The organism is Natronorubrum bangense (assembly GCF_004799645.1).
Lineage (GTDB): Archaea > Halobacteriota > Halobacteria > Halobacteriales > Natrialbaceae > Natronorubrum > Natronorubrum bangense.
Map to the genome: position 1 here is coordinate 1,110,524 of NZ_CP031305.1, position 13,586 is coordinate 1,124,109.

Consider the following 13,586-nt stretch of genomic DNA (forward strand, 5'->3'; position numbering starts at 1 on the left):
GGGCAGTCGTTACTCCGGCTTCAGTCCGCCGTCTTCGACGCGCATGACGGCCTCGCCGTCGGCGAGGTTCGGGGCGTCGACCAGTCGAACGATCCGTTTGTTACCTTTGGATTTACGCAGATAGATCCGAAACGTCGATTTGTGTCCGAGGATGTTCCCACCGATCGGCTGGGTTGGGTCGCCGAAGTAGGAGTCGGGGTTCGAGGCAACCTGATTGGTGACGATAACGGCGCAGTTGTAGAGGTTACCGACCTTGTCGATATCGTGGAGGTGTTTGTTGAGCTTCTGCTGTCGGTCCGCAAGTTCGCCACGACCAACGTACTCCGCACGGAAGTGTGCCGTAAGCGAGTCGACCGCCAGCAGTCGAACGGGGTAGTCGGAGTCTTCGTGCTCACCGGCCAGTTCCTTCGCCTTCTCGGCTAGCAGCATCTGGTGGTTGGAGTTGAACGCCTTCGCGACGTGGATCTTATCGAGGATGTCGTCGACGAGTTCATCGACTGCCTCCTCATCAGCCGCAGTGCCCTCGATCTCGCGATCCTCGAGCGTTGCGTTGATGACCTCATCCTCGAGGCCGCGGACCATGTCGTCGATCCGTTCCGGACGGAACGTGTCCTCACTGTCGACGAAAATCGCACAGCCGTGAAGGCCGCCGACTTCCTTGGGAAGCTGGACGTTGACGGCCATCTGGTGGGTGACCTGCGATTTCCCGGAGCCGAACTCACCGTAGACTTCGGTGATCGACTGGGTTTCCATACCGCCACCGAGCAGGTCGTCGACTTCGTCGATGTGCCAGCTCAGCTTGCCGATCTCGTTTCGTCGTTCGAGAACAGTCGAACCGGTCTCGAAGCCACCGATATCAGCTGCGTCACGAGCGGCGCGAACGATGTCCGCTGCGGTCGACTCGCCGACGTCGGCTGTGTTCGACAGTTCAGAGGGAGAGGCGACGGCGAGACTCTGGAACGAGTCGAAACCAGCGTCATGAAGCTTGTCTGCGGTTGCGGGTCCAACACCGGGGAGGGTCTCGAGGTCTGCGTCTGGCATACTCAGTCGTTGTGCCGGACCCTGTATAAACCCTCGTTAACAGGAGAGTGAAAGTGAAAGTGCACGACTGCGACGCGGTACTCGAGCTGGTCGTCCACGAATTTATCTAGAATGGCGCAGTTGTCAACTCCAGTCAGGGCGTGCGGTCACCGGACTGCCACTCAAGGCAGGTGAGTTGCTCGTCGCTGCCGACGTACAGTTGGCCGTCGCCAACTGCAGGCGTACTCGTTACCGCTCCCTCGAGCCCGTGGTGCCAGCACAGGTCACAGTCATCGGAGACGTCGATCCCGTACAGTGAGCCGGTCGAATCGCCGATACAGAGGATATCACCGACGATCACGGGACTGGAGGTGACCGGGCCATCGAGGGCGACGCCCTTCTTCGAAAACAGCCAGCCCCGCAGTTTCCGGCGGCCGAACGTCGTGTCGGTGACGTGGAGATAGCCGTCTGCGGCACCGACGTACGTCGAGTCGATTGCGTCGAGGACGGTCGGCGAGGATGTAAACGAGCCCTGTATCTCGTAGGTGAACCACGACTGCCCGCTGCTGGTGTGAAACGCGATCAGCGTCCCGTCGTCGTCGGCGACGTACACCCGGTCGTTGACGACTGTCGGCCCGTCGACGACTGTGCCGCTGGTCGGGGCATCCCAGCATGGTTCACCAGTCGTCGCCTCGAGGGCCAGAACCGTCCCATCAGCGGTGCCGACGTGAACCTGGTTCCTGTCGTGTGTCTGGTCGCCATCCGCGTCCATCTGGGCATCATCGAGCGACAGCAGGTCGATCTCTTGGTCGGGGTCCGAGCGCTGTCCCCAGCCCCCCTGTCGGTCGCGGTCCTCGTCGCTATCGACGGCCGGCGCGCCGACGACAGGTGTGTCGGTCTCGTGTGTCCAGACGAGTTCGCCGCTGTCAGCCTCGAGTGCCGAGAGTCCGGCCGTATGGCTGGCATAGAGCACCGTTCCCGACAGCGCAAGTGCAGAGTCGAGTGTGCCTGGAAGTTCGGCCGTCCATCGCTGCTCGCCAGTCGCGGGCTCGAGGGCGTAGACGACGCCCTCGCCTGTCGCGAGATACAGGTGGTCGTGTGTGACGATTGGTGCCGTGTCGGTCGCCGCAGTCGTCTCGAACACCCAGCGCCGGCGCCCGGTTTCGCGTTCGAAAGCGTAACAATTCCCGTGGCTCGTCCCGACGAAGACGGTATCGCGGTCGAGTACCGGTGATCCAGCCGCGCCGACGAGGTCGGCCGTCCAGCACTCTGCGATCCGCTGGGGACCCTCGAGATCACGCCGTAGCCCCGAGTGCTGGGGATCGCCTTTGAATTGGTTCCAGTCTGTCACTGGATGGAGATACCGAACGGATCGGTATAATGGATGCGACACCGGATGACGGGCGAGAACGCTCGTTCGTCGGCTGGTATTGCCACTCTGATCACACACTTGACGACTCAGTGACTGGACGGAACGAAACGGCCCGGCAGGAAAGGGGGGGGCAACAACTGGTGTATGGCGCAGTTGATGATGATAGGGGGTTCCTGCCGTACAATCTTGTATGGAGTCAGAACTAATACCGGTGATGCCAACAGAATTTGGTATCGGCACTCATTGCGGTGCAGTTGGCCCGCTGGCGGTTCACTCCCAGGGATGGGTCCCGCCCGAACTCGGCCACAACGGGTACCAGTACTCTTTCTCGCGTTCGATCTCGAGTTCGCCATCCAGCGTCGACTCGAGTGTGAACTCCGCGCTCGAGTCGCGCTCGCGGCCGGGTCGGGGCGCGAAGGGGTAGTATGCCCCGCGACGGAACGAGTAGATCCAGTAGGCCGGCCCGTCGCGGTCTTCATACGCGAAGACGGCCGCAAGCAGCCGCGAGCCATAGCCGTGCTCGATGAACGTGTCCGCAGCGAAATGCATGCTCGTAATGAGATCCTCGGGGTTGTCGTCCTCGAGGACGACCCAGTGGTAGCCGTGGTCGTCGCTGCTCACGGAGAACTCGGTGCCGGTTTCCTCGCGGCCCGCCTCGAGGATGGCTTCGACCTCGTCGACGGCGTCTCGAAAGCTCCTCGAGTCGACACCGGAGAAACAGAGCGCGCCGACGTCCGCCGAGTCGTAGCCGAGGTCGGCCTCCATCGTCAGATAGGCGGTACTCATCCCGAAGAGATCGTCCGGATCGGCGTCGCGTCTGGCGTCCGTCTCGGCGCGCAAGCCGAGGACGGCGCGGAGTCCATCGAGCAGTCCCATACGATGACAGAGGATAGCGACCCCTTAGAACGATTGCATCTCGCGCTCGAGGTCGCGCAGTTGTTCGACCCGTCGCTCTGTCGGCGGATGGGTGCTAAAGAGGCGACCGACGACGCCGGACTTGATCGGGATGATGAAGAAGGCGTTCATCTCGGCCTCCTCGCGCATGTCCTCCTTGGGGACCTTGTCCATCTGGCCGGAGATCTTCATGAGTGCCGACGCCAGCGCCGAGGGGTTACCCGTGATCGCCGCCGCCCCGCGGTCGGCGGAGTACTCGCGGTACCGCGAGAGCGCCCGAATGAGCAGGTAGCTGATGATCCAGACGATCAGGGAGACGAGGATGGCGACCATGATGCCGCCGCCCCCTTTGCCCCCGCGACTCTGACCGCCGCCGAAGAACGCGCCCCAGCGGACGATCATGAACGCGATGGTCGCGAGCAGCGAGGCGAACGTCATCACCATCATGTCCCGGTTTTTGACGTGGGCGAGTTCGTGAGCGAGAACCCCATCGAGTTCGTCCTGATTGAGCGTGCGCATGAGTCCCGTCGTCACCGCGACGGCGGCGTTTTTTTGGTTCCGGCCGGTCGCAAAGGCGTTGGGAACGTCCGAGTCGATGACCGCAATCTTCGGCTTGGGGAGGTCAGCCTGCTGGGAGAGCCGCTCGACCGAGCCATGCAGTTGTGGGTACTCGTTGGCCGAAACCGTCTTCGCACCCATGCTCTTGAGCGTGAGTGTGTCGCTGAAGTAGTACTGGACCAGCGACATGCCGCCGAACAGGAACGCGAAGACCATCAGTCCGCCACCCATGTAGGTGGTGATCACCCCAGCAAAGACGATGTACAGCGCAAACAACAGAAACATCGTCAGGAACATTCGAAACCGAAGCCCCCAGTCTGCCTGCCAGTTCATATCTCGAATGAAGTGGGCTGGACGAATAAGTGTCACCGACACGACCGCCACGGAACATGACGGGCTGAAATCACATTTGCAAACCGTGTGCGCAACCCCTTCGTTTCACATGGAGACCACTGGACATGGCGTCGTCTGACACGATTAGAAAGCAAAATTATCAGTAAACAATGAGTGGAGTCGTGCGCTTTCGCCCTCCATCTCTGTGACACGACTGTGTGAGCACTGGCGACTCGAGTATGAGACTAACTGGGTGAGAGCCCAGCCGGATTTGGCGGCGAGTGGAACACGCCGTTTAACTCCGTGAGCCACTAACTGGGAACAATGAAAGAATCGCGTGCGTTCTGTCCCCGATGTGGGGACACGGTACCTGAGCGGTCGGAGAGCGACGCGAACGACGAGTCTGCGGCGGATCCCCTTCGACCCGGTGCGGAGGTCGAACTCTGCGATGCGTGTTATTTCGAGGATTTCGACTTCGTGGATGCGCCGGATCGGATCGACGTTCGCGTCTGTGCCCAGTGTGGGGCCGTCTATCGCGGCAATCGATGGGTCGACGTCGGTGCGGAAGATTACACCGATATCGCCATCGAAGAGGTCAGCGAAGCGCTAGCCGTTCACGTCGACGTCGAAGACGTCGCCTGGCAGGTCGAACCCGAACAGATCGACCCGAACACGATTCGGATGCACTGTTATTTCACGGGTGTCGTCCGTGGAACGCCGGTCGAAGAGCAGGTGATGGTCCCAGTCAGGATGGCTCGCCAGACCTGCACCCGCTGTGGCCGGATCTCCGGCGACTACTACGCGAGTATCGTCCAGATTCGCGCTGAGGACCGGACCCCGACGAGCGAGGAAACCGAGCGAGCCAAGGAGATCGCCAATCAGATCGTCGCGGAGATGGAGGCGACAGGTGATCGAAACGCCTTCGTCACCGAGGTCAGCGAGGTCGACGACGGTCTGAACATCAAGATCTCGACCAACAAGATCGGCAAGAAGATCTCGAACAAGATGGTTGAGGAGTTCGGCGGCACCGTCAACGACGCCGAAACGCTCGTCACCGAAGACTCCGACGGTAACGAGGTCTATCGGGTGACGTTCGCCGTCCGCCTGCCGCCGTACCCGCCGGGCGACGTCATCGACCTCGCGGACGACGACAAGGGACCGGTGCTCGTCCGCAGCGCTCGAGGCAACCTCAAAGGCGTCCGGCTGACGACCGGCGAGCGCTACGAAGCGAGCTACGAAGAAGGGGACTCGCCCGACGCGCGCAAACTCGGCGAGGCCGACGATGCCGTCGACGCCACGGTCGTCACCGTCGAGGACGACAACGCCGTCCAGGTGCTCGACCCCGAAAGCTATCGGGCAAAAACCATCGCGCGTCCGGATTACTTCGATCCCAACGCCGAAACGGTGCCTGTGCTGAAGAGCCGCGCTGGATTGCACATCCTTCCCGACGAAACCGATGCGTGAGAACGACGGCGACCCAGCGTTGCCGACCGACGGCCCGGTCGACGACGTCCTCGAGCACGTCGGCGCGGAGACCGACGCACCGCTTGCTGCGATCGTCGCAAAGCCACGCACCGAAACAGCCATGCAGTCGCTTCGCGCCGAGGGCGTCTACGACGACTCGAGGCGGGTTCGCGAGGACGGCCCGGAGCGGGTCGCCCTCCCCGTGACGGCGCCGCCGACCGACACGCGCGTCCTCGAGGTGGTGCGCCAACTCGAGCCCGAAATCCGGAATCCAGATCTCGAGGGCATGCTGGCCGACCGAGGGTGGAACGATGACGCGCTCGAGTCGGTTCCGGGTTCGTGGGCCGTCATCGGCTCGGTGATCCTCCTAACGGTGCCCGACGACTGTCACGACGAGACGGCGCTGGCCGAAGCCTTGCTCGAGATCCACGGCGAAGCCGACAGCGTGCTGGCAGACGAAGGGATCGCAAACAACGGCGACGCTGGCACCTATCGCGAGCCACGCACGCGTCTGCTTGCTGGCGCGCGAGATACCGAGACGATCCACACGGAACACGGAACGCGCTATGGGCTCGACCCCGCGAAAGTCATGTTCTCACCGGGGAATCAGGCCGAACGCGCTCGAATGGGCGAGCACGTCGAGCCAGACGAGCACGTCTTCGACATGTTCGCTGGCATCGGCTACTTCACCCTCCCGATGGCACGGGCCGGCGCGCGAGTGACGGCAACCGAACTCAATTCCACGGCCTTTCGCTACCTGCTCGAGAACGCCATGTTGAACGACGTTACCGAGCGGGTCGACGCCTATATGACCGACTGCCGCGAGATCGCCGGCGAGGTCGACGCCGATCGGGTCGTGATGGGGTACTATGGTCGTGCGGACGAGTCGGACGACGACGCCCACGGGACCAGGACCGACGAGGCCCACGAGTTCCTGCCGAGTGCGCTCGAGGCGCTCGTCCCCGGCGGCGTCGTCCACTACCACGAGGCGACGCCGGAGCCGCAGCTCTGGGATCGCCCGATAGCGCGCCTCGAGGCGGCGGGCGAGGCGGCTGGCAGGGACCTCGAAATCCTCGAGAAACGCCGTGTCAAGAGTCACAGCGCTGGCGTGGAACACGTCGTCGTCGACGCCCGATTCGAGTAGCGCCGACGCTGTTATAGTAGCCACTGAAACGATTTACACACGCCTCGCACAGCCATCGTGCGATGCGGTGTGCATTGATTTTCAGTTGTTACTATAGGTGCCGACTGGCGGCCGAACGTCGTGACATTCATGCTGGCGGAGTGAGTGATACCACGTATGGACAGAAACCAGTTCATCGCCCTGACGTTCGCGTTCCTGATGGTCTCTTCGATGGTCGCCTGGGGCGCGCTCGCGGCGTTCTGAATCGGTTTTCGACCATCGACCGCTCTTGGGGAGCGACAGCTCACCGCCACGAGACTCGTGTTTCTTTCGAAATTCAGACCGCTCGATCAGCCGTCCGTATCCCAGACGTCGGCCAGCGGACTCGAGGACGACGACCGTCCCGACCGCCGAGAGCGCGAGCGCGTCCGTCGCGAGCGCCCCGTTTGCTCGCCACCGCTGTCTCCTCGAGTCCCACCACTGTCGCCAGCGATCGCTGCGGACGGGTCGAACGCTGGCAGATCCGGCTGCCCCATTCGGTCGACCTGCACCGCGAACCAGTCGGGCATGTCCGTTCGTGCACGTTCGAACAGATCGAGGAGGCTCGAGTCGGCGAGATACGTCGCCCCATAATCGTCGGGCGCACGGACAACGCGGCCGCAGGCCTGAATGACGGTCCGCAGCGCGGTTCGGTAGTACCACGCCCACTGGCCGTCCTCGAGTCGGTGTGCGACCCGGGAGTCGCCGGTGTTGAGAAACGGGGCCTTACAGAGCACTTGCCAGCGACAGAGTTCGCCTTTGAGATCGAGCGCTTCCTCCATCTTTACCGAGAGAAAGACGTCGGAGCCGTCGCTGGCTTTCCACTCCTCGAGGGCGGCATCGCGGCCGTCGCGATCGTGTGTCCGCACGCGGTCGCCAACGCCGAAGTCGGTGAGTAACTCGGCGAGTCGCTCCTGAATGCTGTAGGAGTGGGCGTGAATCAATCCCTTCTCGTCGGGGTGGTGTTGCATGAGTCGGACGATCGTGCGAGCGATCTTCGGCGTCGTCTCGGATCGCTGGTCATAGGTCATCTTCCCCTGCGTGACGTCGTACAGCGGCCGGTTCTCGACGGGGAAGGTGTGTTCGACGTCGACCAGCGCGACGGTCGCGGGGTCGAGGCCGACCTGTCGGCAGAACGCATCTTTGTTGAGGATCGTCGCCGACAGCAACGCGAACGTGTTGCCTCGGTCCCAGACGGTGTGTTGGAGATACTTTTCGGGGCTCATCGGCTTGATCGTCAGCGGCCCGCCCGCGGGGTCGTCGTCCTCGTCGCGACTCGCCGCACGCGCGCTCGAGGGGTCGGATTGGTCGACCAGCCACGTCGTCGGACTCTGTGGGTCGCGATAATCCGAGACGAACCACTCGAGTTCGCCGATGAGTTCCTGCAGTCGATCGCGCGTGCGGACCTCGGCCGCCGAGAGCGACTCCTGGGCGAGCAGGTCGTCTTTCCGACGCGTGCAGATCTGGGCGACGTTTTCGGCGTACTGGACGGCGCGCTCGAGATCGTCGACGACCGGGACGCGGAGGTCGTCCCAGAACGGCACTGTTCGCGGGCCGAGCTGGATCGTCGCGTACATCTCGGCCCACTCAGCGAGGCCGTGGGCCTCGTCGACGACGACGACGTCGCGCTTGCGAAACACCTCGCTGCCGGCGGTCTGCATGAAGTAGGCGAGCGTCATCGCTGCAATATCTCGGTTCGAAGCGATCGCCCGGTCGGAGAAGTACGGACAGCGGTGCTTGACCGAACAGTCGTAGCCGCGCTCGCGGACACAGGGTGCCTGGTTGACCGGCGTCTCCCGCTCGTCGGGGAGAATGCAGGTGTAGTTCGACTTCCCACGGATGACGTTCAGATCGGCGAGCAGGTCGTCGGCCGCGACGTCGTCGAGCTGTGAGACCTGCGGGGTCGTGTAGTAGGCCCCGGTGGCATCGCTAGGGTCGGCCTCGTCGACGCGACGGGCACAGCCGGCGACGGCGCGGGCGAGCAGGGACTTGCCGCTACCCGTTGGAGCCCGCACAAGCACGACGTCGTTGCCGGCCGCGAAGGCATCACGAATGTCGCGGAGGGCCTGTTCCTGAGTCCCGCGGTAGCTCGGTGCGGGAAACTCCTCGAAGATCCGCTCGGGATTCACCGTTCGTTCCACGGCGCGGCCGCATCCTAAAGGCTACGGACCGTTGCCCACGATGAACTGTCACGGTCCGCGAACGGTCCTCGAAGTCGATCGTAGGTGGTGTTTACCTGCGGGTAGTCAGCCGATTACAAATACGGAATCCGTCCTCGCATACAGATGCGGAAGGGTCGCTCAGCGGTAGAGCACCGCGGTGTCACATGACCCGCGGCGGCATTATGCCTCGTGGCGTTCAAATCCCACCCCTTCCGCTTTCACCGTTTTCACCACAGACAACTGGCACACAGCGTCGAGCCCGTTCTTACTGTGTCCTAAGCTGTGAGGTCTCCTCGTCGACCTGCTCGAGGCGGTCGATATCTGCAGCGGTCGGCTCCCCCTCATCGGGCAGCGCCTCGATACAGGGATAACACAGCAGATGCGTCGTCCCGTCTGCGAGTTCCAGCGTCATCGCGGTCCCCTCGCTGCCGTCGCCAAACGTCCAGAGGTTGGCGATGCCGCCAGTGACCGTGACCTGTCGACCACAGCCATCACAGGAGTCCGTTGCCATGCGTGTATATGGATGGCGGGCGCTGAAAGTCGTTCCCCCCTACCGACAGTATATATACGGTGTCGTGGTAGCGCTGCGCATGGAGGTGAACTGCGAGGGCTGTGCGGGCTGCTGTCTGAACTGGAAGCCGTTAGTTGAGGCGGAACTCGCGGAGACGACACACAAGCGCCGGCAGACGCCGTTTAGCGCCACGGGTGACGCTCCACGAGCATCGCTCGATGACGACACCAACTTCGTCCCGTTGACCCGTGACGAGATTCGAGCGTTTCTCGAGGCAGGGCTAGCGGCCGCACTGACGCCGCGATTCTGGCACGCTCGCGACGGACGCGAGGGATCACGTTCCTCGGACTCCTCGAGCGGAGAGACACCGCAAGCGTCCGAGGGCGTCGAGATCGACGGCCACTCGATCGCAGCCGTTGCCGGTCGACCCGTGTTTTTTGTGGGGTTGCGAAAGCCACCGAAGCCGGTCGCGCCCATCGGTCGCGAGGAGCCGGCGTGGCTCCCGACCTGTGTCTTTCTCGACCCGACGACGCTACAGTGTCGCGTCCACGGCGGCGATCACTTTCCCGACGAGTGTGGCGCGTATCCAGCGTACAACATCGAACTCGAGCAGGAGACGGAGTGTGAACGCGTCGAGGCTGCCGGCGGTGGCGAACGCCTGCTCGATGTGGCCGTCGACGACGACCTCGACGGCCTCCTGTTGGGCTCGCAGGCACTCGGTGCGAAGCTGTTCGCTCATCCCCGGCCGGACGCACTCGAGGGAATCATCGGTCGAGCTGCGAATGAAGCACTTACAACCGCAGACCGCGCGGAGTGTCTCGCCGTCGCTGCGGCCTCGAGTCCCGGCACGCTCGCGACCTCGGAGTATCACTACGAGCAGGCAAAGACACGGATACTCGAGGGAGACAGCGACCACGACGGTGGCAGTGAGCAGGCGGAGGGCGAGTCCGAAGACTCGTGGGTCGGACCAGCGATTCGCGAGTGGCAGCGCCGACGAGAGACGAGCGAGACAGTCCCGTCACCGAGCGTTGCCGAACGCGTTGAGGACGCTCGCGGCGCACCCGACACGCCGGGCTGGGATGCCCTCGAGTGAACCCAACCCCGACAGCGTGGGCGACTGTTAAGCCCGTTCCGGCCGAAAGAACGCTATGAACGTACTCGTGACGGGGGCAACCGGGTTCGTGGGTCGACAGCTCGTCGACGCCATGCTCACAGAAACGGACCACGACGTGACCGTCCTCGTCAGAGACGCCACCGCCTACGAACCACCCGGCGACGTCACCGTCGTCGAGGGAAACGTCCTCGAGCCGGGCGGGTTCGAGGCGAGTCTCGAACAGATCGACGTCGCGTACTACCTGATTCACGCGATGGACGCACGCGGTGATTTCGCCGAGCGAGATCGGCGAGGCGCACGAAACTTCGCACTGGCGGCCAACGCTGCCGGGGTCGAGCGGATCATCTATCTCAGCGGGCTCGGCAGCGACGCCGACAAACTCTCGAGCCATCTCGCCTCTCGCCGGGAAGTCGAGTCGATTCTGGCGACGGGTGACGCCGAGGTGACGGTTCTCAGGGCAGCCGTCATCATCGGCGACGGCAGCGCAAGCTTTCGAATGATCCGCCAGCTTGCGACGCGGCTTCCGGTGATGGTGACCCCACAGTGGATCCGAACACCCTGCCAGCCCATCGCGATCGACGACGTCGTCGCATACTGTCTCGCCGTCCTCGAGCGACCGGAGACAGCGGGCGAAACCTACGAAATCGGCGGCCCAGATAGACTCACCTACCGGGAGATGCTGCTGAAAACAGCCGAGATCATCACCGGTCGACGACCGCTGATTATTCCGGTACCGATCCTGAGTCCACGGCTCTCGGCGTACTGGGTTGGGCTCGTCACAGATGTGCCAAAAGAGCTCGCCTATCCGTTGATCGGTGGCGTTCGTAACCCAGTGATCGTCACCGACGACCGACTGGCACAACTCGTCGACGTCGAGCCGACGCCGTTCGAGGTTGCTGTCCGGCGTGCTGTCAGTACCGAGGTCGGAACAGACGAGCGTCTCGAGGCCGTGACTCGGCCGGGTCGGGACGCCGAATGACGTCATCGCCGGAGTACGGCGAGACGTGGGTGTACGAAAGCCTCGTCGGGACGGTTCCCGGGCTCAACGTATCGGCTCGAATGGCAGTCGGCATCCAGTTTGTCGGGTTCGAAGCCGCAATCCTCGTTATCGCAGCCGTCTACGACCTCCAGGCAGCCGTGCTTCCTGGAACGGTCGCCGTCGTCGTTGCGACGATCGGGAGCTGGCTTATGGTGCAGTTCAGTCGCTCCGTCCGAGAGCTTCCGACGCCGGAGCCGTATCGCCGGCTGCTGTTTGGCTCGAGCATCGACGTCGTCCTCGGCGTGTTCGCGTTCGTCACACTGGTCACCTACTTGTTCGTGGCTGATCCGGGATGGAGCGAGCAGCCGCTCGTGACCGACCTGTTCGGGGCCGATCCGCCAGTCGTCGCAATCTGGCTGGCACTGCTCGTTCTCTGGGACGTCGTCTACCGGATCGGCACCTGCTGGTGGGCGAGTCTCGTCGGGCTCTGGCGGGCGCTCGTCTACGAGTTCGATCCGGAGGTGACACGGCGGTACCGTCGGGCCGACATGATAAACGTCGGCTTCGCCGTGGTGCAGCTCCTGTTGGTTCCGTTCGTGATTGGCTACCCGCTCTTACTTGCTATCCTCAGCGGCCACGTCGTCGCCGTCGTCACTGTGACGGCGCTCTCGAGACGGCTCCAGTAATCCAGAAAACAAAGTTGCGGGTAGTCGACACTACTTCGACTTGATCTGCTCGAACTGGTCTAGCAACTCCTCGGCTGAGTCACCGGAGTCGTACTCGACTTCCCCATGATAGATCGTTCGCTCGTCGTCGAAATCGGCGTCGACCCTCGAGGCTTGCCGCTCGCGTCGCTCGTGTTCGTCTTCGTCATAGGCACCCATTGACATGGCGAGTGTATTCATGTTATACGGTGTCGTATATCAATGTAACGGTCACACACACTACAGGATGGACGTAACATGTATGGCTTCCCACGGCGTAGTACCGATGTGGCACGGCCGCTTCGCTTTCGTTATTCGCCCACGTCTTGGAGCGAACAGCGAGTTCGACAGGAAATTCTCCAGCCGCTCCGTTCGAATATCGGGGCCCGCGCGGTGACACCGCGGTTCGATATCGGCGCGAATTGGGAGACACACCGCTTCGAGATGCAAAACGGCGATATCGCTCTCTTTGCGCGAACTGACGAGGAAGCCTACTGGATGGGCAACACCGAAACGCCCTCGTCGCTATGGCGGACTGATAAGTTCGGCTGGCAATCGGTTCCCCATCACGTCGCCCGCTGGAGCAAGCGCGAACTGCTTGCGACCCTTCACGATGAAGACCCGTGGCTCGCGGACTATCCATACATTTCGTGGTTTTTCCTCCCCGTCTTCATGTCAAAAGACGGCCGCGAGTCGACACGGGCGTTCTTTCGTGAACACGCCGCCGGCTTCCCCGATGCTGGCCGACGCGAGACGACCCGCTTTTTCGAGGAGTTCTTCGAAACCGGTGTTCTCGACGACTACCGACACGTCATGTCCGGCAAACTGGGGACCAGCGACCACGTCGATCGCGTCCGCATGAGCGCCGCGATGGGTGAGTTCATCGCCGCCAAAATCCTCACCGACGCCGGCTACGAGGTCGTCCCCGAGATCGAGGTCACAACCGGCCATTCGCTGGATTTCCGCGCCAAAGACGACGAGACAAACGTCTTAGTCGAGGTCACTCGACCACAGCCGCCAGCCAACCGTGCGGCAGCCGGTCCCGTCGCCGCCGTCCGCGACACCGCAGAGACGAAAGTCAACGGCCAATTGGCCGAACACGGCGGCGGTGCCGTCCTCTTCGTCGACTGCTCGAGTTTCCGTGACGATACCTGGAACGCCGTCCGTGGGGAACAGCCTGACGTGCGTCACCGTCCCGCCGTGGTCTATCGCGCCCGTCCGGACGGGCGGGTCGAAGGCTACCGGAAAGGATCGGTGCCGCTCGAGTTTGCAGACGCAATCGAGCTACTGGACTGAGTTTTTCGGCGGTTTCT

General features: G+C 62.9%; 13 protein-coding genes and 1 tRNA gene. 7 read left to right on the forward strand and 7 right to left on the reverse strand.

Going from position 1 to position 13,586, the window contains the following annotated elements; genetic code table 11:
* Nucleotides 1-9: 9 nt before the first annotated feature.
* The 4 genes from radA to htpX all read right to left on the reverse strand — a co-directional run bounded on the left by radA (nucleotide 10) and on the right by htpX (nucleotide 4,177).
* Entirely contained in the window at nucleotides 10-1,041 is a 1,032-nt protein-coding gene (gene radA / locus DV706_RS05545) for a DNA repair and recombination protein RadA (protein ID WP_006066108.1), read from the reverse strand.
* A gap of 133 nt (nucleotides 1,042-1,174) precedes the next feature.
* Nucleotides 1,175-2,371, reverse strand: coding sequence for an outer membrane protein assembly factor BamB family protein (locus tag DV706_RS05550; RefSeq protein ID WP_006066107.1), 1,197 nt, complete (start codon nucleotides 2,369-2,371; stop codon nucleotides 1,175-1,177).
* Between the two features lie 291 nt (nucleotides 2,372-2,662).
* Nucleotides 2,663-3,268, reverse strand: a complete 606-nt coding sequence (pspAB, locus tag DV706_RS05555; RefSeq protein ID WP_006066106.1) for a PspA-associated protein PspAB — start codon at nucleotides 3,266-3,268, stop codon at nucleotides 2,663-2,665.
* A 24-nt stretch (nucleotides 3,269-3,292) separates the two neighbouring features.
* Nucleotides 3,293-4,177 carry a zinc metalloprotease HtpX gene (gene htpX, locus DV706_RS05560; RefSeq protein WP_006066105.1) on the reverse strand — a complete coding sequence of 295 codons (885 nt, stop codon included), beginning with the start codon at nucleotides 4,175-4,177 and terminating at the stop codon, nucleotides 3,293-3,295.
* A gap of 324 nt (nucleotides 4,178-4,501) precedes the next feature.
* Here htpX and DV706_RS05565 point away from each other — a divergent pair, with 324 nt between their 5' ends.
* Complete coding sequence (locus tag DV706_RS05565; protein ID WP_006066104.1) at nucleotides 4,502-5,641, forward strand: 60S ribosomal export protein NMD3; 1,140 nt, start codon at nucleotides 4,502-4,504, stop codon at nucleotides 5,639-5,641.
* Nucleotides 5,634-6,785 (forward strand): class I SAM-dependent methyltransferase, encoded by a 1,152-nt coding sequence (locus tag DV706_RS05570; protein WP_006066103.1) that lies wholly within the window; start codon nucleotides 5,634-5,636, stop codon nucleotides 6,783-6,785. The genes DV706_RS05565 and DV706_RS05570 overlap by 8 nt, the downstream gene beginning before the upstream one ends.
* Before the next feature lie 329 nt (nucleotides 6,786-7,114).
* Here the strand turns inward: DV706_RS05570 and DV706_RS05575 are convergent, their stop codons facing one another.
* On the reverse strand, nucleotides 7,115-8,932 hold the full coding sequence (locus tag DV706_RS05575) for a helicase C-terminal domain-containing protein (protein ID WP_006066102.1): 1,818 nt from the start codon (nucleotides 8,930-8,932) through the stop codon (nucleotides 7,115-7,117).
* Between the two features lie 160 nt (nucleotides 8,933-9,092).
* Here DV706_RS05575 and DV706_RS05580 point away from each other — a divergent pair.
* Nucleotides 9,093-9,180, forward strand: a tRNA-Asp gene (locus DV706_RS05580).
* Nucleotides 9,181-9,230: 50 nt separating this feature from the next.
* On the opposite strand, the gene DV706_RS05585 is transcribed toward DV706_RS05580, so the two are convergent.
* Nucleotides 9,231-9,476 carry a DUF7561 family protein gene (locus DV706_RS05585; protein WP_006066101.1) on the reverse strand — a complete coding sequence of 82 codons (246 nt, stop codon included), beginning with the start codon at nucleotides 9,474-9,476 and terminating at the stop codon, nucleotides 9,231-9,233.
* 79 nt (nucleotides 9,477-9,555) lie between these two features.
* Between DV706_RS05585 and DV706_RS05590 the strand changes: the two genes are divergently transcribed.
* From DV706_RS05590 to DV706_RS05600, 3 genes are read left to right on the forward strand one after another with little or no spacing between them, the layout of a single operon-like run.
* Nucleotides 9,556-10,569, forward strand: a complete 1,014-nt coding sequence (locus DV706_RS05590; protein WP_006066100.1) for a YkgJ family cysteine cluster protein — start codon at nucleotides 9,556-9,558, stop codon at nucleotides 10,567-10,569.
* Nucleotides 10,570-10,624: 55 nt separating this feature from the next.
* Nucleotides 10,625-11,569 (forward strand): NAD(P)H-binding protein, encoded by a 945-nt coding sequence (locus tag DV706_RS05595; RefSeq protein WP_006066099.1) that lies wholly within the window; start codon nucleotides 10,625-10,627, stop codon nucleotides 11,567-11,569.
* Nucleotides 11,566-12,255 (forward strand): DUF7530 family protein, encoded by a 690-nt coding sequence (locus DV706_RS05600; protein WP_006066098.1) that lies wholly within the window; start codon nucleotides 11,566-11,568, stop codon nucleotides 12,253-12,255. The genes DV706_RS05595 and DV706_RS05600 overlap by 4 nt, the downstream gene beginning before the upstream one ends.
* 30 nt (nucleotides 12,256-12,285) lie before the next feature.
* On the opposite strand, the gene DV706_RS05605 is transcribed toward DV706_RS05600, so the two are convergent.
* Nucleotides 12,286-12,459, reverse strand: coding sequence for a DUF5786 family protein (locus DV706_RS05605; RefSeq protein ID WP_006066097.1), 174 nt, complete (start codon nucleotides 12,457-12,459; stop codon nucleotides 12,286-12,288).
* A gap of 102 nt (nucleotides 12,460-12,561) precedes the next feature.
* On the opposite strand from DV706_RS05605, the gene DV706_RS05610 reads away from it, so the two are divergent.
* Nucleotides 12,562-13,569, forward strand: coding sequence for a DUF5784 family protein (locus tag DV706_RS05610; protein WP_049889781.1), 1,008 nt, complete (start codon nucleotides 12,562-12,564; stop codon nucleotides 13,567-13,569).
* Nucleotides 13,570-13,586 lie beyond the last annotated feature (17 nt).

Coding starts and splice junctions, on each gene's coding strand:
- radA (WP_006066108.1), bottom strand. CDS start 1,041: ATGCCAGACGCAGACCTCGAGACCCTCCCCGGTGTTGGACCCGCAACC.
- pspAB (WP_006066106.1), bottom strand. CDS start 3,268: ATGGGACTGCTCGATGGACTCCGCGCCGTCCTCGGCTTGCGCGCCGAG.
- htpX (WP_006066105.1), bottom strand. CDS start 4,177: ATGAACTGGCAGGCAGACTGGGGGCTTCGGTTTCGAATGTTCCTGACG.
- DV706_RS05565 (WP_006066104.1), top strand. CDS start 4,502: ATGAAAGAATCGCGTGCGTTCTGTCCCCGATGTGGGGACACGGTACCT.
- DV706_RS05570 (WP_006066103.1), top strand. CDS start 5,634: ATGCGTGAGAACGACGGCGACCCAGCGTTGCCGACCGACGGCCCGGTC.
- DV706_RS05585 (WP_006066101.1), bottom strand. CDS start 9,476: ATGGCAACGGACTCCTGTGATGGCTGTGGTCGACAGGTCACGGTCACT.
- DV706_RS05590 (WP_006066100.1), top strand. CDS start 9,556: ATGGAGGTGAACTGCGAGGGCTGTGCGGGCTGCTGTCTGAACTGGAAG.
- DV706_RS05595 (WP_006066099.1), top strand. CDS start 10,625: ATGAACGTACTCGTGACGGGGGCAACCGGGTTCGTGGGTCGACAGCTC.
- DV706_RS05600 (WP_006066098.1), top strand. CDS start 11,566: ATGACGTCATCGCCGGAGTACGGCGAGACGTGGGTGTACGAAAGCCTC.
- DV706_RS05605 (WP_006066097.1), bottom strand. CDS start 12,459: ATGTCAATGGGTGCCTATGACGAAGACGAACACGAGCGACGCGAGCGG.